Origin of the sequence: Bacteroides sp. HPS0048 (genome assembly GCF_964240755.1) — a bacterium.
In the GTDB taxonomy this organism is placed as follows: domain Bacteria; phylum Bacteroidota; class Bacteroidia; order Bacteroidales; family Bacteroidaceae; genus Bacteroides; species Bacteroides nordii.
In genome coordinates this window covers 1-24,842 of sequence record NZ_CAXSVC010000046.1, presented here as the reverse complement: position 1 = coordinate 24,842, position 24,842 = coordinate 1, and the positions used below count along the sequence as shown (strand labels likewise).

General features: G+C 39.5%; 11 protein-coding genes. 4 read left to right on the top strand and 7 right to left on the bottom strand.

The features are described from left to right. Positions 1–3 precede the first annotated feature (3 nt). The 5 genes from ACESQI_RS22240 to ACESQI_RS22220 form a co-directional block, all read right to left on the bottom strand. Positions 4–1,953, bottom strand: coding sequence for a RagB/SusD family nutrient uptake outer membrane protein (locus tag ACESQI_RS22240; protein WP_278508912.1), 1,950 nt, complete (start codon positions 1,951–1,953; stop codon positions 4–6). A gap of 8 nt (positions 1,954–1,961) precedes the next feature. Next, positions 1,962–5,159: a SusC/RagA family TonB-linked outer membrane protein gene (locus ACESQI_RS22235; RefSeq protein ID WP_373127182.1), complete on the bottom strand. Its 3,198-nt coding sequence runs from the start codon at positions 5,157–5,159 to the stop codon at positions 1,962–1,964. A 1,136-nt stretch (positions 5,160–6,295) separates the two neighbouring features. Next, entirely contained in the window at positions 6,296–8,590 is a 2,295-nt protein-coding gene (locus tag ACESQI_RS22230; RefSeq protein WP_229127592.1) for an alpha-L-rhamnosidase C-terminal domain-containing protein, read from the bottom strand. A gap of 34 nt (positions 8,591–8,624) precedes the next feature. Next, positions 8,625–10,343, bottom strand: a complete 1,719-nt coding sequence (locus ACESQI_RS22225; protein WP_195660002.1) for an alpha-L-rhamnosidase C-terminal domain-containing protein — start codon at positions 10,341–10,343, stop codon at positions 8,625–8,627. A 16-nt stretch (positions 10,344–10,359) separates the two neighbouring features. Beyond that, positions 10,360–13,038, bottom strand: a complete 2,679-nt coding sequence (locus ACESQI_RS22220; protein WP_320908748.1) for a family 78 glycoside hydrolase catalytic domain — start codon at positions 13,036–13,038, stop codon at positions 10,360–10,362. 248 nt (positions 13,039–13,286) lie between these two features. On the opposite strand from ACESQI_RS22220, the gene ACESQI_RS22215 reads away from it, so the two are divergent. The 4 genes from ACESQI_RS22215 to ACESQI_RS22200 all read left to right on the top strand — a co-directional run bounded on the left by ACESQI_RS22215 (position 13,287) and on the right by ACESQI_RS22200 (position 22,169). After that, positions 13,287–17,339, top strand: a complete 4,053-nt coding sequence (locus ACESQI_RS22215; RefSeq protein WP_373127180.1) for a response regulator — start codon at positions 13,287–13,289, stop codon at positions 17,337–17,339. A 380-nt stretch (positions 17,340–17,719) separates the two neighbouring features. Beyond that, a complete protein-coding gene (locus ACESQI_RS22210; protein WP_002562257.1) occupies positions 17,720–18,085 on the top strand; it encodes a BlaI/MecI/CopY family transcriptional regulator in 366 nt (121 codons plus the stop codon). Positions 18,086–18,103: 18 nt separating this feature from the next. Next, the gene (locus ACESQI_RS22205) at positions 18,104–20,140 is read left to right on the top strand and encodes a TonB family protein (RefSeq protein WP_373127178.1); all 2,037 of its coding nucleotides are present in this window, start codon (positions 18,104–18,106) and stop codon (positions 20,138–20,140) included. A gap of 142 nt (positions 20,141–20,282) precedes the next feature. After that, positions 20,283–22,169: a TlpA family protein disulfide reductase gene (locus tag ACESQI_RS22200; protein ID WP_373127176.1), complete on the top strand. Its 1,887-nt coding sequence runs from the start codon at positions 20,283–20,285 to the stop codon at positions 22,167–22,169. Positions 22,170–22,377: 208 nt separating this feature from the next. Here the strand turns inward: ACESQI_RS22200 and ACESQI_RS22195 are convergent, their stop codons facing one another. Beyond that, positions 22,378–23,484, bottom strand: coding sequence for an Mrp/NBP35 family ATP-binding protein (locus ACESQI_RS22195; protein WP_025867469.1), 1,107 nt, complete (start codon positions 23,482–23,484; stop codon positions 22,378–22,380). A gap of 137 nt (positions 23,485–23,621) precedes the next feature. Further along, the gene (gene trmB / locus ACESQI_RS22190; RefSeq protein WP_002562261.1) at positions 23,622–24,380 is read right to left on the bottom strand and encodes a tRNA (guanosine(46)-N7)-methyltransferase TrmB; all 759 of its coding nucleotides are present in this window, start codon (positions 24,378–24,380) and stop codon (positions 23,622–23,624) included. Between the last annotated feature and the right edge of the window lie 462 nt (positions 24,381–24,842).

Below are 24,842 nucleotides of genomic sequence, written 5' to 3'. Positions count from 1 at the left end.
AGATTACCAACCAATGTTCTGAACCAGATTATCATTCTTTAGAATGTTATCATTGCTGATCGGCCAGAAATAATCTTTCACCCCAAACGACTGTTTATAAACAACTGTCGAACGATAATAATAATTTGCTCTGGACTGGCTCATATCCCATCCTTGCATCGGAGTTTGATATTGACTGGGAGCGATCTTCCAACGACGAATATCCCAAAAACGAATTCCTTCAAATGCTAATTCAATCATTCTTTCCTGTTGGATTATAGCCCGCAAACCCGTTTGAGTGGTATATTTAGTCGGACTATTCGAATAATTGCTCCAAGATTCTTTAACCCCCTTCAAACCAGCACGTTCTCTGACAGCATCAATATAAGTAAAAGGATTTTCCGAAACTGCATTTTCTTCACCTATCAGCCCTCCCTCCGGACCATAAGCCTCATTAATAGCTTCAGCATACAATAAATACAAGTCTGCAAGACGATAAATCGGCCATGGATATTCCGTACAACTATACTGATTTACAGCAGTCAATGCATTTCCGTCATATACCAATTTCTTAGCCCAATAACCAGTCAACGGCCCCATTCCTATTGCTTCTGACATCTGTCCATCGGTATCGCCTTTTCTTGCATGAACAAAAAACGGCTGTTCTGTTTCCTTTTTACCCTGTCCATGCCATGCACCACGATCAAATCCTAAGAAGGCGTAAAAACGTGGTTCCCGATCCATATTCAAACGAGCAGTGACTTCTCCTCCTTCCAAATAGAATGTATAGTTATCGTCATTACGCGGAATATCACGCAGTTCATACTTAGAGGCATAAGCCCAGTCTTTATCTTCCGTAATAGGTACACCATTGTTAGAATAGAATGTCTCTGCCATTTTTAATGCAACTCCTACCAAAGAACGAATTTCAGGAGCATCCTTATAATCAGAGTTTAATTTTGCTGTAGAAATTTGTTGCAAACCTGTATTACCACCGCCTGCCCGACTATTCGTATTTGCCCAAATAATCTCACTATTCCAACGTTCGTTAAACATACGACGCAATGTCATCTGTTGTCTATAACGAGGATCCATTGTGCTGGCACCATCCGTATATTGATATAATTTAATATCAGCTTCTTTACAAACATCCACAGCTGCTTTACACGCATTAGCTGCTTTCACCCATTTTTGTTTATCTTCTGTTTGGCTAAACAGTTGTGTTCCGTCATGATTTCTCAATGTAGCCTGATCGTGATTACCATTATATAAAGGACTTGCTGCCGTAGTCAATACTTTCGCTCTTATCATATGAGCAATAGGCAGAGTAATACGTCCCAATTCATCCGCCGGTGCATACACTTGTAAAGGCAATGCACGCATATTAATCGCCTCATCCAATAATTCCTCAATATATGCAAAACACTCATCAATAGGATCTCTGGTAACTTTCACTTCATCCACACCGGCATCTACCGACAGGTTTTCGCGAATAATCGGTACAGGACCATACATTTGCACAAGTTGAAAATGATAAAAAGCTTTCAATACTTTGACTTCGGCGATCCATAAATCTCTTTCCCAAGCCGGAAGATCGGGTACCGACGCTACATTTTCAAGAAAGATATTACAATCTCTCAAAGCCTTATAATAATCCGACCACTTATCCAACAGAGGGTTCGCGGTAGACTGACCTCCTCTTGAAAGACTTAAAGCATAGTCTTTATCAATACGCCCGCTTTTTGTTTGTCCACATAACTCATCTCCTCCCAATAAGGCCGGATCCCAAGTAGGATTACCATGAGAAGGCATATATGAATAACAGGTAGCTAAATACTTTATAGCTTCAGAACGCATATGGAATGCCATTTCAATAGTAGCTGTTCCTTCCGGAACTACATCCAGATAATCGGCACATGAACTAAACAATGGCGCCAGTGCCAACATACCTATATATATAAATTTCTTTTTCATAGTCATTATTAATTAAAACTCAAATTAAATCCAATATTAAATACACGCTGCAATGGATATCCTAATCCATTACCTCCCATTTCGACATCCCATAATTTGAATTTGCTAAAGTTTAACAGATTACTACCACTCACATAAAAACGAAGATTGGACAGATGCATCTTGTTTAATGCTTTTTGTGGAAGGGAATAACCTACTTCCAACTGTTTCAAACGCATAAATGCACCATCACGCATAAACCAAGTACTCTTTACTGTATTGTTTACGTTTTTTGTACGGCTCAGTCGCGGCCATACCGCATATACATCTTGATGATCTTCGGCCCAATGACTATCTGCATAAACCTTCAACAATTGTGTATTATTTTGGAAAGGAGCAGTTGCGCCCGCATCGATCCAGAAAGAAGTATTGGCTGAACCCTGAAAGAAAATAGAGAAATCAAAATTTTTATATCCGGCAGACACACCGAATCCATATACTATTTCCGGAGTGGTCGGATTACCGATGGGAACCATATCTTTCTCATCGATAACACCATCATTATTAACGTCCAAATATTTAATATCACCACCGCGGGCAGGTTCAACCTCATCCGTTCCGCCTACACCGATCTGGCTTGGTGAATTCGCAGCCTCCTCATCGCTTACAAACAAACGTTCTGCAATGTAACCATACTGTTGTGCTAATGAGGTGCCTACCCTATATCTCCACGGCTCTTTATACGCAGATTCTTCATACACTTCATATTTACTCGTAGCATACGTAAAATTAGCACGGGCAGATGCCCATAAATCTTTATGGAAGACTTGTTGATACTCCAGACTCAAATCGACACCTTTACCGGAAGCTTCGCCCACATTGGATCTAAGTTCTGCCGCCAATCCCATCGTAGAAGGTATATCTGCACGACTCATCAGAATATGATCACGATATTCTGTATAATACTCTGCAATCACATTCAATTTATCAAAAAGCCCAAATTCCAATGCAAAATTCTGTTTGCGAGAAACCTCCCATGTTATATCCGGATTTGCATAACGTTTTACGGCAACCCCTGGAATTTTATTCTTAAAATCACTACCAAAAGTATAACCACCGGTATCCATATTAACTTCAGAGAGATAGAAAAAGCGGTCAGAACTTGAACCAATCTGGTCATTACCAACCAAGCCATAAGAATAACGCAATTTTAAATTCGAAACAATATTTTTAACCGGCTCAAAGAATTTTTCATTAGAAATAACCCAGGCAGCACCAACAGAAGGGAAAAAACCAAAACGATGTTTTCTATCAAAACGCTCCGAACCATTATAACCGAAATTGAACTCTCCGAAATAACGTTGATCGAAAGAATAAGTCGCACGACCGGACAATCCTATATTTCGGGAAGGTAACGATAATTGTAATGTATTAGCCTGCCCTTCACGTTCTTCACGTCCTTGAAAAACCAACAGTCCACTTACTCCATGCTTCCCAAACGTCCGATTATAATCAACTGCTGCTTCCATATAATTAGAACTTGTCATCACCTTATCTCCTTCGGAAAATCCCAGATATTCGGTACCACGTCCATCCCCATCAGTATTTAAACAATTTAATGTATAACGACCGGTAGCCTTATCAAATGTAGACATAGAATAATAAAAAGGAGTATAACTTCTTTTAACTGCAAACTGGGATAAACGAGCTATGTTTATCATTAAGCGTGCAGATAGCCCCTTTGTGAGGAATTCTAAATTTTGTTTTAACTCCAACTGAGCTAAAATTTGCGACCGTGTCTTGTCCTGATAACCACGTACGGTTTCTGCATAAGGGTTTGTATAGAAATTCCCTTTTTCTGCACCCATAACAGCACCACCAAAAAGAATATGTGAAGTAGTAATATTCGCATCAGTAGCCGAATAGTATGCCGGAAACATGACCGGATTCGAATGCATGATCATTTTATAAGTATCAGAACCACTTTTTAACGGACCAGTATAATCTTCAAAGTTACCATTCAACCGCACAATCATTTCCGTCGTTTTGGAAAGATCTATATTTACGTTTGCACGTAAATTGTAAACATTATCTTGAATATTGTTATTAAAATTATTACGTTTATCAACCTTCAGCAAACCATTATCCCTGTTAAAAGAAGCTGCAACATAATAACGGGCTACACCGCCACCACCACTGACACTCAAATTCACACGTTGGTTCATTGTAAAATCCTTCATCAGCATACTTTGCCAATCGTTAGCCGGATAAAGAATCGGATTATTCCCAGCTATTGTCCCATCAATTTTACTTTGTGAATAAGGTAACTGACCTAACGGATTACGCGTAAGTACCGCCTCGTTCTCCAATTTCATATAAGTAATAGGATCGGCCAGTTCAATCGTCTGAGTAGGCATGGAAATTGAGTTTTCCACACGTAACTGTATTTTAGCCGGACCATTCTTACCCGATTTAGTAGTAACCAAAATTACACCATTCGCACCACGAGCTCCATAAAGTGCCGTTGCTGTGGCATCCTTCATAATCGAAAAACTTTCGATCTCATCCGGTTGTAAACGTGCCAAATCAGTCGTGGTTAATTCAATACCATCAATCAAAATCAAAGGATTCGTATTGGTACCAAAAGTGGTAATACCACGAACAAAAAAGTCTGCATTATCAGCTCCGGGCTCACCACTCCGTTGATAAGCAATCATACCCGCTACGCTACCAGCCAAAGCGGTTGTCAGGTTACTTGCCGGCACTTTTAATTCTGCCGGTTTAACGGTAGTAATAGAAGAGGTCAAACTTTCTTTCTTCTGCTTACCGAATGCAACCACTGTTACTTCATCCAATGCCTGGGCATCTTCATACAATACCGCATTTATAATGCGCTTTGTACCTACTGTTATTTCTATCGGCTTATAACCGATAGTACGAAACTCCAAAACGGCTTTAGAATTAGGTACATTGATACTATACTCTCCATTCAAGTCTGTTGTAGTACCCACCGTGGTACCTTTAATCATAACAGTGGCACCCGGAATAGTCTCTCCTCGATCGTCAGAAACAGTACCGCTAATTTTAATAGATTGTTGTTGCACCTCTTTTGGTTCCATAGCTTTGCCCGAACCTTCCTTCACATTGGCAAACGCTTGGCTCCCCATCATTACGGAGCAAAGGATAATTCCAAAAGCATTACGTATTATACAATTCCTGTAAAGCATATTTTTCTATAGTTTAAATATTTAATTAATTAAAAAAGGAACTACTTATAAAAGATTCCCAAATTCTTAATAATTCAACAAAACATTTCACTCATACTACATAGGCAATAGATTTAGAGTTTACACTTGATCTTTATATAAATTATGCACGATAATACTTAAGAAAAATGTTTCTTCATACTCAACATACTGATTATGATTAAACCAATCTTTTTGAGAGTAAAGAGTGGGAGAAGAAAACAACTATATCTTTGTATTTCTTGACTCCCTCTCAATTACTTCCTGCTTCACATCAACAAATCTTTTCTACCTAAATTGAAATACCAATTAAAAACATCATTCTATGTTGTTTCTGAAAGCAAATATAAGTCGTAGCAAGTAAGGTCACTATGCCTAATCTCGCCATTAATATGCTCAATCTGTACAGTGACACTTAAAATACATTTTTGGCGCAATTGAATACAATATACGCCACAATCAATACTCACAGGAAGTTATGGTTAGATGATTACATTCTTTTTTTTCTTAAAGTAGGTTGCCGCTATATAAACAATGAAATCATTAACATCATAACGGTCTCATTTTTATATCTCAAAAAAATCTGAGAATCACTTTATTCTCAATAAAATAATCCCTTAGCAAGTGTTCCGTATTAGATTGATTCAATAAAAACAGGATGGCAATATATACATAAAGCATGTAATCTGCAAGTTCGAAAAACGAAACTAAGTTTGAAATACAGAGCATTATATATACATTATTTATTTCAATTTTCCTACAGATAATTTCAATTATTACTACCACAAAAAGTATAACACCCAAAAGAGTTCTTACTTATTTACAGACGAAAAGCCAAAAGAAATATATTACAAGTAAGAACAATATGAAGGACATAGTTTAGTATAATAGGCATACTACAAAATAAGAAATTGAGATATACTCGAAAAGTAAAAAGTCAGCTTCATTCATTAAAAAGAGACGATGCAATACACCTGTTTCCGGTTCAACAATAAAAAAACTCTGCCGCAATTATGAACTTATGTTCTAAGCGGCAGAGATTTCTATGTAAAGTTTATTCTCTATACTACGACTTTTCAGCCAGTACCTTTACGACACCCTATATGCAAGGTCTACTTCTATTTCTTTCCTACAATCCTGTAATCACCTTCATTGAATAGATAAGCCTGTTTTCCTTCTTTCTCAAAGTGCATATCTACCTTATATTTGTTTTCTGATGGAGTTTTACCATTAATTGAAATATCAAAAACTAAATCAGTAGGTAGATATACAATCGCCTGAGCACTCCGGGGCACAGAGATCTCTAAGGAAAATACATCCGGCTCTATTATAAAAGCAGATTTAACCAACCCGGCAATTGTGGGAACAGTAATAGATGCCTGTTTAAAAGAAGTAAGATCAGGTTCTATTTTAAATAATTCATATCCAGGCTTCAATGGTTCCACACCACACAGATATTGAGCAATAACAGTTAAGGCTCCTCCACTCCATGCATGATTAACGGTACCTCCTCCAAATCCTTTCTCACCAATATCCCATCCTTCAAACAGCGTAGAGTACTCTTTATTATCAACCATCGGAGCAAAACGAGATTGTACACGCTCCAATGCATAATTACTTTGTCCCATAATGAAAAGGGCCTCCATAACATACTTTTCCATATAAGGACTGGCATGTTTTTGTGATTTAAGCAAGTTAAAAATCTCATCGTATTGGGTTTGATCCGCAATACCGGCAATAACAGCCAATGCTTGTACACGGTCATCCGTCTCTTTCTGATATTGCGGATGTCTGTAGGCATAACCATTCCAACATTTGTTATAACCAACCTTCAGCTTTTTCATTATTCCCCGATACATTGTAGCATCGTCTTTATACCCTAAAACATCGGCCATTTTTGCTGCACCATCCAATGCCAAATAATGCCATCCGGCATAGATAAGACGAATATCACGATGGTCTCCCCAGTCTCCCCAAGTCCACCCGCCACTTCTAAAAGCAGTCAGGCCTGTATTATCCAGTTGCCAAAGTCCAAGATACTTCTTAACTTTAGGATAGACATCAACAATCGTTTGTGTATCTCCCGTATTCAAATAATAATTCCAAAAGCCATAGCGCCCGATACTTGCCAATGATTGTCCGGGAAGTTCTGTATCCGAGCGTCCGGAAGGAATCGGAGCATAGAGTACACCGTTTTTCTTTTGCCAACCGACCAGTTCATAAATTGCTTTCTTCATCAAAGCATGCGCCGAAGGAGAATACGTATAAAAACTTTCGCCCATAAGCAACACTACATCTCCCCACCATTGAGCCCGCTCTCTATCGGGACAATCAAAGTAGGTATCACGCATATTCACATACAATGTCCGGAGTGCTTTTTTCCAGAAACGCATATAAAACTCATTATCGCAAGAGAAGCTACCGGTAGGTTCCGTATCATAACCGGTTTCCCGATAAGACAGAGCATTAACAGTTACACTTTTCGGTAGTACAAGAATCAGCTTATGCCCATTCATCCATCCTAAAGACTCATAAGTCTGCCTTCCTCGTTTTGTGACGTATTCAGCTCTTACATTTTCTGCTCCGCCAGCCACGGAATGGTCTGTAGATATGGAGATAAAGCTTCCGTCCTGAGTATCTGTTACATCCAATACTGGAGTCATTTGCATATTATAGGGAAACCGGGCAATAATTGTATCTTTATCGTTTCCCGGAATACGCTGCATTTCAAGCGGCTTTATACCAAAGTCTTTCCAAAACGGAACAGGCCGTTTCACTAATCTGTTCCAGGGGGACACGCCCCAGTCTCCTAATTCTCTCGCATTTTCGAAAGCGTATTTTCTGCAATCCTCTGTTTGCCAACCGGTAATATCATATCGTGCATCAAAATGAATGTTAGATTCCGGCAAGCGATAATTAGGATAGGGCTTGCCGGTATTACCATAAGCCGGATGGACTTTACAAAGCCACTCCGAATTACTTATAATATCCAACTTATCATCTTTCACTTTAAATATTAGTCCGGCTTTCCCGCTACTTTTGTGAGAAAAGCCATTTTTCCCAAAATACCAGACCAGAATGGCTATTTTATTTTCTCCTTTCTTCAGATAAGGAGCAATATTCACTTCGTCATAGTAAGTGTCTTCGGGATTAGGGCCTCGTTTCAATCCACCTTCAAATACAACGAGGTTACCATTTATCCAGAGCCAGTATTTACTATCTACGCCAATCTGAGCTATTACTTCCGAAGGAACCTTCTTTATCAAAATATCCCGCCGAAAAGCAATCCAAGTATTAGGATTATCTACATTTTCCTCAATGGAAGTTATCCATTGAGCTCCCTCACGATTCTCTGCATGAAGCATATATGTACAACTTAATATTAATAACAATGAGATAAAAATCTTTCTCATAAAACCACTTATTTAAAAAAGTTCCAGCAGGTTATCAATCAATAATCTTCACGCCCTTAGGAGCTTTTACTTTTGTTACTATTTTACCATTCTGCTTACGATGAGAGATACGAACATCTCCCTTGGGAGTCGGGAAAGTACCTTCCACCCATTCCAAATCACCTAAATGGGGCTCTATCTTTAGAGTACGACAACCCGGAGTCATCACTTTTACTCCTAAAACATGTTCACTCAGCCAGGCAGTAGGTCCTGAAGCCCAACCATGACAAAGACTATGCCTCAACCTGCTATAACAGAAATTCCCGAAGTCTCCATGAATATCTTTTTTGCCTGCAGGAATCAATTCGTCTATCGGAGCAGAGCCAGGTATCCATTCCAAATTGAAATCTTCCCAGAAAGTAGTAGCTCCCATATCCAACATTCCACCCCAATAGGTACGGATTACATCAATAGCTCCCTGATAATTGCCTGCTTTAGCCTGTGCCTGCAACATATAATATCCATAGAAAGTTGAAAAATTCTTGGCTCCTCCTACTGATATTACATTATTATCGGCTTCAGCAGCATCAACCAAACCTGCCAAAGCAAGCAGTGCAGCAGCTTGTTTGGAACCGTTTGCATCGGGTACATATTGTTTCATGCGAGCACTCACTTCAGCACAAGTAGCCGCCAAAACGTTATCACCCAACGCTTCACAAAGCATAGCACCTGCATCAAAAGTCATCGATAAAAGAGCTTGCAAACCAGCATTAATTCCTTGCCTATTCCTCTCGGAAGGCCAATCAAGAAAACGCTTCCCGTCCAAATGCTCTTTACCGGATTCGTCTACTTTGGTCAATAAATGATTTAGTAAACCAGTCAGATAGTCCTTCTGCCGCTTCAGATACTCCAAATCACCCTGATACAGATACCATTCTTTATGAATCAGAATCCACCATAAAGAATAAGAGCTGATACTATTCATCCAGCCCGGAAGCGGAGTGGTATCACGGGATAAATCCAAACTCCGGGGAACAACCTCATTAAATCCGAAAACAGAGCTGATAGTCATTACTTCGGGATGCATATCGCCTACCCATACCAGACGATCTCTCTTAATGCCATCCCACAAATATTCCTGCATATTCAAATGAACGGTATAGGCTCCGGTCATCCATATTTCATTCAGCCGGTCATCATTACAACGGAAAGAACCACGATAAGGAATGTCCCGCATCACAGATACTGCATTGACCTCTTTCAATAACAATTCCGTATCGGCATCTAATAAGTCAATGCGTGCAAAACGGAAACCACTATGTACAGTCTCTGTAGTCCCAAGCCATGGAAGCTCCATCGTAAAATCACGCATGGCATGATCGTTCATGGCTCCCTTTGTCCCAACAGGAGTCATTGCTTCACTCACAGATTCACCCAGGCGGATACGAATCTTTACCGGCTCTTTGCTTTTTGAACGCCCGGTAACAATACGTAATCCTCCCTGTATCTCTTTTCCAAAGTCGACCAGAAAAGAAGGATATTCACCGCCGGTACTTTTCAGTACACACAAATTGCGATTAGTTAGTACCCCTTGTCCATCGCCGGGTTTCAGTAATGCATTAATATTATGAATCAATCCACCACTACCGTTATACTGCCAAACAATACGTGTCGGTGCGATATATGTACGCGTTCTGATATCTGCATATTGGCTCCGGCCGATCACAGCAATCATCAAAAACAGCAAAATACCACCTAGCCTTTTTCTTATCATATTGCTATATGCATTCTTATTTAATTCTAATTTCAAAATGATACGTTCCGGGAGTAAGTTTTATACTTCCTTCTTCTCTTTGTGCTGATAAAATCTGCGACTTTATCTCCTTACTTTTAACAATATATGCATCGTCAAGATACAATGAAGCAGAAGTGTTCGAAGGAATCGTTACCGTATACTGAACTTTATTCCTGTTTTTACTCCATGATGAAACTATTTCTCCATAAGGTGAAACATGATTGGCCTCAAAAGAATTCAATCCGGTTACAAAGTTAGGTTTTAAAATAATATGTTTAAAACCAGGAGCAGAAGCATCCGGGAAAAGTCCTCCCAAAGCCTTATAGTACCAGGCACTAATTTCACCAAACATGATATGATTCAATGAAATATCCCGATAACCGTCTGTACGCCAATTTTCAAAAAGAGTAGTAGCTCCATTCTTAATCCACCAGCCCCAGGAAGGATAGGTATCTTTGGAAGCCAATTCATAGGCTAAATCAGCATACCCATTCTCACTCAGGGCATTAAGAATCGCTTTACTTCCCAGTAAACCAACATCCATGCTTTGATCTTTTTCTACCTTTTCGGCCAGATTCTTTGCTACTAATTCCTTCATATGCTCCGGAACAATATTCCAATATAAAGGTGTACTGAGCTCCGTTTGGTGTCCACTGCAATAAATTCCTTTCTGCTCGTCCAGGAAGCGGGCATTGATACTATTCTTTATTTTTGTAGCCAAAGTTGAGTATTTCTCATAATCACGCTGCTTATTCAGCAATTTAGCCGCTTTAGCCAGAATATCGGTATCTACATAATAATAAATAGAAGAAGTCAGTTCTTTTGAAGAACGTGCCTTTATAGGAATCCAATCGCCCAAGCCCCAGTCTGTAATACCGGAAGGATAGGTATAATTCAAGTAATCTACGTACCGCTTTATATTATCGTATACAGATTCGAGCAAATGTTTATCGCCATAAAACAGATAAATATTCCATGGAATAATAGCTATCGTACTGGTCCAATCCACTCCATTACCCCAATGATAGCCCCATCCTCCGGTAGGGATGATAGCCGGTAATACACCATTAGGAGCCTGTTCATCCTGATGATCGGCCAGCCACTTCTCATAAACCGTAATGCCATCATAGTTGTAAAGCGCAGTTTCTATAGCAATATGTGCATCGCCTGTCCAGCCGTTTTTCTCTCTTTGAGGACAATCAGTGGGATAACCAAACAGATTGGATAAATAAGAACGATTGGTTGCTTCCCATATTTTATTCAATAGTTCGCTCGATGAAGTCACTTTTCCAACAACAGGTACATCACTATGCATAAAATAAGCCTTCAGGCTACTCGTTGTCAGTTCTATAGGCTCGTTACTCAACACTTCGACATATTGAAAACCTTTATAATTAAATCGTGCCCGGAAAGACTCTTCTCCCTTTCCACTTAATATGAAGATATCAGTCTGAAACGGATCAGAATCATCAGTAGGACGATAATGATAATCAATATTAGACATGTCTACTTTTCCATCCTCCCCAATTCTTTCGGCATGTTTCAATCTTATTTCGGTACCCGGTTTTCCGGTTACAATCAGTTCACTAACCCCGGACATATTCTGTCCGAAATCAAACAGATAATCTGTATCCGATAGTTTAGTCATCTTTACCGGATTGAGTTGTTTCACATCACGAACCGGATGCATCTGCTGAGAAACAATTAAATTGGAAGGAGCTAATGTACAAGCAGCGTTTTTCCATTTCCTATCATCAAAACCGGGAGTATTCCATCCAGTCTGTTCCTTTCTGGCATCATAGTGCTCAGCCGTGTAGATACTATTAAAGATTACCGGACTCAATGACGTTTTCCAATCTGATCCTGTAGAAACGAACTCCTCTTTCCCATCCTCATAGACTATACGAATATCCATACAGAATTTAGGTCTGCCACGCCAGGGAGCCTGATCAAAATTCCACACTGCTGTAGATTGATGATTATACCAGCCATTTCCCAATAATACTCCCACAGCATTATCTCCCTGTTGCAGTAATTGGGTTATATCATGTGTCAGGTACAAAGTACGACGATCAAAACGTGTATAAGCAGGATCAAGTCGATGGTCTCCCACACGTGTACCATTAATAGATAGTTCATATAATCCAGCCACAGCAATGTATGCCCGTGCCTGTCTGATCTTACGTCCGGCATCAAATGCTTTTCTGAAATAAGCAGCAGGTTTCAAACGGTAATCGTGCGTATCCGAAATCCAACTACCTTTCCAGTTATGCATCCCCATTAATCCTGTTTCAAAATGAGATACGGCACTTGTATAGTTATTATTAGCATCATCCCAGACAGAAACCTTCCAATAATAACGGGTATAAGGCTGCATCGCCTTCCCGGCATACACTGTAAGTACCTCCGAAGACAATATCTTTCCGGAGTCCCACGCTCTTCCAGTACCATTCGCTACTGCTACAGAGTCTGTGCCAACAATTACCTGATAAGCTTGCTGCTTATTCAGGTGGGCAGGTAATCTCCAGCTAAAACGAGGAGTTGGAACATCAACACCTAAAGGAGTGACCAGATATTCACACCGTAAAAAGTCTAACTTTCCTAAAGACTGAGTCGCAAACAAAAACAAATGAGACAAAAGTGTTAAAAAGAGTACTGACAAAAATCGTTTCATGATATATAGATGTGTTTAATGTATAATGCAAAAGTAGCCAATAATAAGCGAATACGTATTCTCATATGTGCCAATAGTATGTTATCAGCAGGACAACATGTATTCATTCTCGCCAGTTTTGTATGCTAATCGCCCAAATGCCCTTCTGGTGCTTCTTTTACGGATTATAAAAAATACGAAGATTATATAATTCCGGCAAAAAATATATCTTTGTACGTGTAATTACTATCCAAGCAAATAATATACTAATGAAAAAGCACTTTTACATTCTATTATTGTTTCTTTTATGCTTAGTAGGAAATACCAATGCATACAACCTTAGACAAATCAGTAGCCGGGACGGACTTTCCAACAGTTCAGTGGCTTGTTTGTTTCAAGATGACGAACGCTTTTTGTGGATCGGAACTTATGATGGGCTCAACATGTATGATAGCCGGGATATTTATATCTATAAGCCGGATATAAATAACCAGAACAGCCTGTCGAGCAATGTTATTAAGAATATTACAGAGACAGAAGGTGTCTATCTGTGGATCAGTACCAAATGGGGACTCAATAAATTATCACAACGGAGTAATATTATTGAGGAGTATTACAACGAATTTGGTGAGAACTCATATGTAGCCAAGGACAATCATGACAATTTATACGTGTTTGGTAAACCCGGTATTCTCTCGCTGTATTCCAAAAAACAAAAGAAGTTTATTGACCTTCCTATTCAGAAGGGCATGACACACGACAATGTGAGTAACTTTGTTATTGATGCACAAGATACCATTTGGATAAATCATCGTGGAACGATGGAAAAATATACTGTAAATCAAGTAGACAGTGCAGTTCCTCAGATAGTGCAGCATCCCAGTTTCAGACATCCACATCCTATTAAGTATGTATTTTACAGTAACAAAAAGGTTATAATTGTTGATTCAGAGGGAAATATCTATGCTATCACCCCTCAGGGGACACGTTTCATTAAAAATCTGAAAACACTTATCAATGAAAGTGGAGAGATTGGTTCCATTATATTCGATAGTGAAGATCTCCTTATTGCTTTCAAGACCAATGGGTTAATACATCTTGATGCTGCAAATAACTATGCACCGGAAAAGATTGAAATTAACTGCGGAGTATTCTCGTTATGGAAGGATGAACAACAGGACATCGTCTGGATTGGAACAGACGGGCAGGGAGTATATGCATGGACAAAAGATGAATATACATTTAATAACTTATCACTCAACCAACTCCCTATAAATAAAAGAAGACCCATCCGCGCCATTTATGCCGATCCTCAAAACACGCTGTGGCTGGGAACTAAAGATAATGGCATTATCCGTATAGAAAACTATGACAAGGCAAAAGTATACTCAGCTGCAAACGTTACCCACTTCACTACACAGGAAGGGCTAACTAATAATGCTGTATTCGCTTTTGTCCCCAGTAAAACCCATCCCGTATTATGGATCGGTTCTGATGGGCCCGGAATAGACTATTATTCCTACCGGGATCATAAAATACATCCATTGGTAAACCACACAAAGATTGGAATAGCCAAGGTGCATTCTATGGTTGAGATTTGTGATTCGCTATTATGGGTGGGCTCCGGCAGTACATTATTAAGAATCAATGTACAACCCAAAGGGAATACTTTAGAAGCTAAAAGTATCCGGTCTGTCAACCTCAATATTTCCAACCGGCAGCAATATAACCAAATATATTCTATCTATCCTGAAAATGATTCTATTATGTGGATAGGTATGCGTGGTAACGGTGTCATACGGCTCAATATACAAACAGAAGCTTACCGGCTGATCACTTTTGATAAAAACGGTATAGCACCGATGAACGACATATTGTGTATTCATCAAGACCGTAATAAAAATATATGGTTAGGTAGCAGTTATGGACTAACCCGGTTAAATCTGCTCCCTGACGGAAGCTTTGATTACAAGAACTTTAACGAAAACGAAGGGCTTCCCAATAACACAATACACGGCATTGCGGAAGATAGGAAAGGAAATCTATGGCTGAGTAGCAATACAGGTATTATCTTGTTTGATCCTCAAAGAAATAGTTTTCGTAACCTCAATTATAAAACCGGACTAAAACTCATCGAATTCAGCGATAACGCTTATTTCCAGGATAATACTCTAAACAGATATTTTTTCGGAGGAGTAGACGGCATTGTATGGATCAAAAATGAGGAGAGAAAGAAGAAAGAGTTTGTGCCCGAGATCTTCTTTACAAAGTTACGGATCTTCAACAAAGAATATAGCATATCTGAGTTTGAGAAGGCAAAAGGCAATGAGGAGGCAATTGTACTCAATCATAATCAGAACTTTTTTGCAGTATCATTCGTTGCAATGGATTTCATCAACGGAGAAAACAGTAAATACTCGTACAAACTCGAGAATTTCAGCGATGTATGGATGGATACCCGTTCCAATGAAGCACAATTTACCAATATTACTCCGGGAAATTATATCCTGAAAGTGAGATATAATGACGGAATGAGTAATAATGAAGAATTAATAAAAAGTATACATATCATCATTCTCCCTCCCTGGTATCAAACCATGGTTGCATACATTATCTATGCACTGTTTATAATAGGTCTTATGATTGGTATATTCAGATATATCAAATGGAAATATGAACGGAGAAAAATATCTATTACCAGACGTTTAAATGAAAAATACAAGGAGGAAATGTATGAGGGTAAATTGCGTTTCTTCACCAACATCACACATGAATTCTGTACTCCGTTAACTCTTATTTACGGACCGTGTGAACGTATCTTACATCATGAAAACAGTGATGTATTCATCAAAAAGTACGCTCAAATTATTAAATCAAATACAGAACGACTCAACAGTCTGATTCAGGAAGTGATAGATTTCCGCCGTATGGAAACAGGAAATCAGACATGCCATATACAGGAATTAAATATCAGCGAATTATCACAGGAAATTATCGAATCATTCAGCGAATTGGCTGAGCAAAATAATATCCTTCTCCAAACTGATGTTAACCCCAATATTATATGGAGAAGTGATAACAGTTGTTTTACGAAAATACTGAATAACCTCATTTCCAATGCGTTTAAATACACTCCGGAAAAAGGAACTATTTTAATATCCGTAAAAGTAATAAACGCAAAACTGGAAGTTAAAGTATACAATACAGGCAAAGGTATCAGTAAAGAAAATATCCCTCTAATATTCAACCGTTACAGTGTATTGGATAATATCAAAGAAAATAGTATCAAGGGATTATCTTCCAGAAACGGATTAGGACTTGCTATCTGCCATAGTATGGTAGAATTGCTTCAAGGTATAATAAAAGTAGAAAGTGAGGTAAATCAGTATGCCCAGTTCACCGTAACATTACCTCAGCTGGAAATTACAGAGAATTCTTCCCAAAAGCAGGAAGATGTTCCGAAATTAATTCAAAAAAATAATATGAACAGGCAAGAGCTCGAAAACGCAACTGCCGGAGATAAATGTGCACAACCGGAAGCAACTATTCTGATTATTGATGATAACAAAGAATTGTTGTGGATGTTGAAAGATATATTATCTGATGAATACGCCATTCTTACAGCAGAAAACGGAGAAGAAGGATTAGCTCTGCTAAAACAAGAAACTCCTGACCTGATCATTACAGATATTATGATGCCTAAAGTTGACGGAATCACCCTGACTAAACAAATAAAGAGTAATAAGCACACAGTGCATATTCCTCTGGTTATTCTATCGGCTAAGAACACAACAGATGAGAAAATAGAAGGTATTGAGTCAGGGGCTGATGCCTATATACCCAAGCCCTTCAACACCCAATATCTGGTAACAGTGATCAGGCAGCTTATCAAAAAACAAAGAGAGTTAGAACAATATTATAACTCTTCGGCCAGTGCCTTTGACTTTGGAGGAGGACAGTTATTGCAGAAAGAAGACAAAGAATATCTGCAAACAGCAAGAGAACTGATAAATAAGAATATGGATAATACACTATTCGGACCCGAAGAATTGGCAGCTGCCATGCAAACGAGTAGCCGTAACCTATATCGCAAATTCAAAAACCTGAATCAACCGTCTCCAAAAGACTTTATAAAAGAGCAACGAATGACTTATGCAGCCAAGTTACTACTGACTACCACCCTTACAATACAGGAAGTCATGTACAAGACTGCATTCACGAACCGTTCTCATTTTTACAAAGAATTTGCTAAACGCTACAATCAAACACCCAGAGAATACAGAGAAGTAAACAAGCAAAAGGATACATCTCTGTCTGATTAAAGGAGTAATTTATGCGAATCTGTAGTTGGATAGTTGATTCAAATCTGATCGGAAACGAATCAGTTCACCACAGAGGACACGGAGGGCGCAGAGATATTATTTTCTCTGATGAAACGCGGATGAACGCAGATTAAAAAACTGTAGTTCTTTATTTTATCGTTATTTCCCTTTGCGAGAATTTGCGTTCATCTGCGTTTCAATAAAGATTTAAACTCTGTGCCCTCTGCGACCTCTGTGGTGAAATACCGTACAATAATGAATACCGCCCGGCATGCCTCTCAATGACTTCTTTACTGAGTTTACATTATTTAACCCACTGGCTATTGTTTAATTACGAAACTTTCGTAGATTTGCAATATAATCGTAATTAAACATACTCCATGGAAAAGCTGACTATACAAGAAGAAGAAGTGATGATCTACATCTGGGAATTGGAAAACTGTTTTGTGAAAGAGATAGTAGCCAAGTTTGAACCACCGGTTCCCCCCTATACGACCGTAGCATCCATAGTAAAGAATCTTGAACGAAAAGGATACGTCACGCCCCGCCGGGTAGGTAACACCTATCAATACACTCCTGCCATACGGGAAAGTGAGTATAAACGCAGTTTCATGAGCGGAGTAGTACGGAATTACTTTGAGAATTCCTATAAAGAGATGGTTTCCTTTTTTGCCAAAGACCAGAAAATCTCGACCAGCGACTTGAAAGAGATCATCGACATGATTGAAAAAGGTAAAGAAGAATAACGAATAAACAGTAAAATCATGACTCCGGAACTTGCATATTTTCTGAAGATCAATGTAGGCATTGCACTATTCTACGCCTTTTACCGGTTGTTCTTGTATAAGGATACCTTTTTTCATTGGCGGCGGACGGCACTACTCTGCTTTTTCGGGGTTTCACTCCTCTACCCGATGCTCAATCTGCAAGAATGGGTGAAAGCACACGAGCCTATGGTAGCAATGGCCGACCTTTATGCCACGACATTACTTCCGGAAATTGTATTTGATGAAGTGACGATAACCGCCGGTATCAATTGGCACGACATAACGCTCACGTTGCTAAAGGTGATTTATCTGTGTGGAGTAATCCTCTTCTCCATTCGTTTCATAGTACAGCTAATCAGCATCATCCGTTTAAGGATACGATGTAAAGCAATACAAATAAAAGGTGTACGTGTATATGCCCTAAATAAAGCAAGCAGTCCATTCTCTTTTTTTCATTGGATCTTCATTTATCCGGAATCACATACGGAAGAAGAATTGGACGAAGTACTGGTACACGAACTTACCCATGCCCGGCAAATACACTCGGCAGACGTAGTATTCGGAGAATGGATGTGCATCGCTTGTTGGTTCAATCCTTTTGCCTGGCTCATGAAACGCGAAATACGAAACAATCTGGAATACATGGCCGACCAGCATGTATTACAAACAGGATATGATCATAAAACATACCAGTACCACTTGTTGGGACTGGCTCATCATAAGGCTGCAGCAACTCTTTATAATAGTTTCAATGTTTTACCACTCAAAAACCGAATTACAATGATGAATAAAAAAAGAACGAAAGAGATAGGAAGAACCAAATATCTGATGTTTCTTCCACTGGCTGCCCTGCTGATGATAATCAGTAACATCGAAGCAGTGGCCCGAACAACAAAGGATTTTGCCAAAGATGTGATACAGGCTGTTGAAGAGAAAACAGGGCAAACAGGCGAAACGCTACAATCTATTGCCACAGAAACCTCCGAACCGACAATTCCGACAGCAACTCCCCTCCCCAAAAAGAAAGTGGAATACAAAGGAGTAGTAGTTGATGACACAGGAAAAGGACTGGCTGACGCCACATTAGGAGCAGAAATTCTGAATGACGGGACTTTTCAGAAAATAAATATTCCGGATACAAAAACAGACGCCAATGGTAATTTTTCTTTCACAGCAATAGAAGGCATCACCACGATTACAATTGACAATAAAGACATTTCTGCTTCTATGAATATCAAAAGCCAAGACCGTCTCAATCTGAAGATAGTGCTTCTAAGTGCAGCTGCCAGAAAGAAAATGGAGGAAAATTTAGAGGTATTCGATGTTGTTGAAAAAATGCCTGTTTTTCCCGGAGGGCAAACAGCTCTGATGGAATATATAAGCCAAAACCTGCGTTATCCTGCGAAAGCACATCAGGAAAGAATACAAGGACGAGTTATCGCCGGTTTCGTTGTAGAAAAAGACGGATCGATCAGTACACCGACAATTGTACGGTCTGTCAGCCCAGAAGTGGATGCAGAGGCTATACGGGTATTATCGACCATGCCTAAATGGACTCCCGGTACTCAAAGAGGAAAAGAAGTACGTGTCCGCTATACCGTTCCCATCCTCTTCAAATTGAACGAACCGGAAGCGGAAGAAATAAAAAACAGCAAACTGGACGAAGTCGTTGTAGTAGCGTATGCCACCGACGAAAACACGGATACAGATACATCGGATACTATTCTCGAGAATGCAGAAGAGATGCCTAAATACCCCGGTGGAACCGAAGGTCTGATGCGCTATCTGGCCAAAAACATCAAATACCCGGTCGATGCCCAGAAAAGTAAAACGCAGGGACGCGTGGTCGTACAGATCATAATCGATAAGGAGGGCCGTGTTACCAGTCCGAAGATCGTGCAAAGCGTGTCACCCTCATTGGATGCAGAAGCAATACGCGTAATAACAGGCATGCCACGTTGGGAACCCGGGAAAAATAAAGGAGAAACGCTAGCCGTGCAATACACTCTCCCTATCAATTTCAAACTCCAGTAAAAACACTCTCTCTCACACTACATTAATTGAAAAAGAAGAAGGACCCATTACTTTATGGCGCTACTTCTTCTTTTTTATACACAAAACACAGATTCTAACCATATAATTCTTATTTTTGTAAATAACCATAAATAACAACACCATGAAACCATTCGTACTTATCACTTGTTTTCTGCTAAGTCTGGCAGCATTTACACAAGCCCAGGAAAGAATCATAGAACAACCTCCCTTCACCGCCTGGAGTTCTACAAGCATTGAAATAGATAAAGTAGCATTGAGTGACACAGCAACCGTACTACATATCAAAGCTTTTTATCGTCCTAAAAACTGGATAAAAATTGCTTCCGGTAGCTTTCTGAAAGGAAGTGACGGCGAATTATATCCTCTGCGCCACGGTATCGGTATCACTCCCGATCAAAAGTTTTGGATGCCGGAATCCGGACAAGCCGAATTTAAACTTGTCTTTCCACCCCTGCCAAAAGATATTACCTCTATCGATTTCTCCGAAGGAGATACAGAAGGCGCTTTCAAAATCTGGGGAATACAATTGGATGGTAAGTTGCCTAAGCTAAAACTACCGGCTGAAGCTACAGAACGAACCAAAAAGCTTACTACCCTACCTACACCCAAAATAGAAAAAGGCAAAGCTCTCTTAGAAGGGCAAATACTTGATTTTGAACCGGGAATGTCTTCAAATTTCACTATCTACCTTAGAGGCGCTGTTAACCTGGAACAAAAAGTAGACATAAAAGTAAATGATAATGGACAATTCTCCAGCGAAATACCAGTCATTACAACAACACCCGCTACTCTTTATGCCGGAATAGAAGCAATTGATTTTTTATTAGCACCCGGAGAAAAGACAAATCTCGTCATCAACCAACGTGAGATTTGCCGTCGGCAATCCAAGTTGCATAAAGACAAAAAATCCAATGAAGCAAACGTCTACTACGGAGGATATCTTGCCGGCCTCTCCGGAGAAATTGCTAAACAGAATTTTAAAACCAATATAGATGATGACTATCCTCAGTTCATAAAAGACCTGAAAGACAGAAATGCAGAAGAAGTAAAAGCGTATATCCTGAATAAACATAAAGAGAAACTCCGGCAGATTGATGCTCTTAAAGCAACAAAAGCCTGCAAAGAGATGCTTTGTTGTGCTGTAGACGCATCGGCTGTATCACTTCTCACGTTCGTTCCCGGAATCATGCAACGTGTACATATCACTAACTATAAGCTGAAGGACGAGCAAGTAAATGAATATATAAAGAATAATCCTGTCAGTCTTCCGGATGATTTTCTGAATGTATTACGGGATTTTCCCTCTCTTAATACCCCACAGGCAATGTATGTTCCGCTCTATATGCGTCTCACCGGAAGCCCCATGTTCAAGACGGCATTCAGCAAAGCATTAGGAACAGACAAAGGGATCTATTTTGAACTTTCTACAGTAGCCAATGTACTAAACGGAATTAACGACTTTACACCTGTCACAGAAGAACAATTGGCAAAAATATCCGCTCTATCAACTCCCGTCTATCTGGAAACAGTGAAAGAGAAAAACGATGAATTACTGGCAAAAATAGAAAAGAACAAAAAGAAAACCGGATTTACCATAAATGAAGCTGGTGAGGTAAGTAACGAAGATTTGTTCGCTTCTATTATTTCCAAATATCACGGGCACACCTTATTAGTGGATTTCTGGGCAACCTGGTGCGGACCATGCCGCATGGCAAACAAAGCTATGATCCCCATGAAGGAAGAGTTAAAAGACAGGGATATCGTTTATATTTATCTGACCGGAGAAACTTCTCCAAAAGGTACATGGGAAAACATGATACCCGATATTCATGGAGAACACTTCCGGGTAACAGCTGATCAATGGAATTATCTGATGAATTCATTCCAGATCAGAGGAGTGCCTACCTATCTGCTCGTTGACCGTGAAGGAAACATCACTTATAAAACAACCGGATTTCCCGGAGTAGATAAAATGAAGAGTGAACTGCTGAAAGTACTCAATAAATAAGAATAAATACAACTCACCACAGAGTTTCACAGAGTACTAATTATCTGATGAAACGCAGATTAACACAAATGAACGTAGATTTAAAAGACTGTAGCTCTTTATCTTATATGGTTTCCCTTTGCGAAAATCTGCGTTCATCTGCATTTCAATAAAGATTTAAAACTCTGTGGTACTCTGTGGTAAAACAGATTTCAACTACTGATTCGCATTACTTATGCATTTCTACAATCTGTGTAGGTGCCTGTTCTACATTCCGCCGATCTACCTGGCGGACCACAGCAGCAGCCAATGATAAAAAAGCACGACCGGTAATTGTATTCTCATCCAATGCAGCAGGAGTTCCCTTATCACCGCTTTCACAAATACTTTGAACTATAGGAATCTGTCCCAGCAAAGGCACATTCATCTCTTCTGCCAGTTTCTTGGCACCTTCACGCCCAAAGATGTAATATTTGTTTTCGGGTAATTCGGCAGGAGTAAACCAAGCCATATTTTCGACCAACCCCAAGATAGGTACATTCACTTTCTCATTGGTGAACATATTAATACCCTTACGGGCATCTGCCAATGCCACAGCCTGTGGGGTGCTCACTACAACTGCACCAGTCAAGGCCAATGTTTGTACCACAGTCAGATGGATGTCACTGGTTCCGGGGGGCAAATCAATCAGGAAATAGTCCAATTCGCCCCAATCGGCATCACCAATAAGCTGTTTCAGTGCATTACTTGCCATACCACCACGCCATAAAGTAGCTTGATCGGGATCGACAAAGAAACCAATGGAAAGAAGTTTCACCCCATATTTCTCAACGGGAATAATCATATCACGCCCTCCAATTTTTTCGGCATAAGGGCGGGCATCTTCTACCTGAAACATTTTTGGCATAGAGGGTCCAAAGATATCAGCATCAAGCAATCCAACTTTATAGCCAAGTTTGGCAAGCGCCACAGCAAGGTTTGCCGCTACGGTAGACTTACCAACCCCTCCCTTTCCGGAAGAAACACCAATAATATTTTTCACTTGCGGCAATAGTTTTCCTACTTCCGGACGTGCAGCCTGAATGGTTCTTACACTAATATTGCCTACAATTTCCACCTCTTTACTTACGTGAGTAAGAATAGCTGCTTCGGCAGCTTTAACCACCGACTTCATAAAAGGATCGGTAGGCTTTTCAAAAAGAAGGGAAAAAGAAACTTTCATCCCTTCAATGCGGATATCATCCTCCACCATACCGGCTTCAACAAGATTCTTACCGGTACCGGGATAACGCACTGTTGCCAGCGCATCGAGTATTAACTTTGGATAAAGAGTCATTTTATTTACGATTTGACGATTTACAATTTGACGATTGAAATTACTTAGATTTACCATAAGACGATTGGGATTACCTATGACTACAGGAAGAAAGATTCTTCAATCGTAAATCGTCAATCGTCTAATCGTAAATCTGATTATTTACTTGTTTGTAACCCGCTCCTCTTACTACGGTTATAGCTACGATACGAGTCGAGTTCTATTTCAACATCCGGCTCTTGCAATTCACCTTGCTGCGGAAGCCGAAATTTTATATACTTAATATTCAAACCACGGTCAAGCCATTGTTGTTCATAATAAGTCTTGATTCCCAGAATATCATCTACAAGACCGGAATGATAAAGATCTTCGGTGATAAACTCTACCGGAAACTTATTCTCTTCGATCATATATCGGGTATAGGTGAACATGAAGTTACTATCCGTCTTCAAATGAATGATTCCATCTGGTTTAAGAAAGCGGCGATAACGCTCCATAAAATGAGTAGAAGTCAATCGCTTGGTAGCCTTCTTCATTTGAGGATCAGAAAAGGTAAGCCATATTTCACTCACTTCCCCCGAGCCAAAAAAGCGGTCTATTATTTCAATATTCGTACGTAGGAAAGCCACATTCTTCATACCTGTTTTCAAGGCTTCGGTAGCTCCGGTCCACATACGTGATCCTTTGATATCTACACCAATAAAATTCTTATCCGGAAACATCTGTCCCAGTCCTACGGTATACTCTCCCCTACCACAACCCAGTTCGAGCACTATCGGATGATCATTACCAAAAAATGTTTCATTCCACTTGCCCTTCATTTCAAAAGGCACATTGTCCGCCACAGAGTAAGGATACTCAAACACATGCGGATAACTTGCCATATCGGCGAACTTCTCTAATTTTCCTTTTCCCATATAATCAATCTGGTTTGCCTGCAAAGTTACTTACTTTCGACGGAAACGGCAATCAGGTAGGAAGAATATTTCATAGATGTCAAATAGTCATTCGATACCTATTTGACATAGAATTATAAATAACTTTACCGTATCCGCGAGAAGAACTACGATAACTTGATTCAGTAACACATGGAAAGGTCTTTGAATTACAGAAGCCTTTTTTAATCATCTTCATAGTTTTATTCTCCTCGAATCAAAATTTCTCTAAAAAATTTTGATTAGTACTAAATAACATATATATTGTCAACACTTAACTATAATGCCTATGAAAGAGCCTTTTAAAGTGACTGCTGATAGTTTATCCGCAACACACAAGACATTTATATATAAAATCTGCTTCTTTCTTAAATTAATACCTTTTCATAGGAAGTAAAGTTACGGACAATTAAAGGTAAACTATAATCAAAAGTTTCAGTTGTA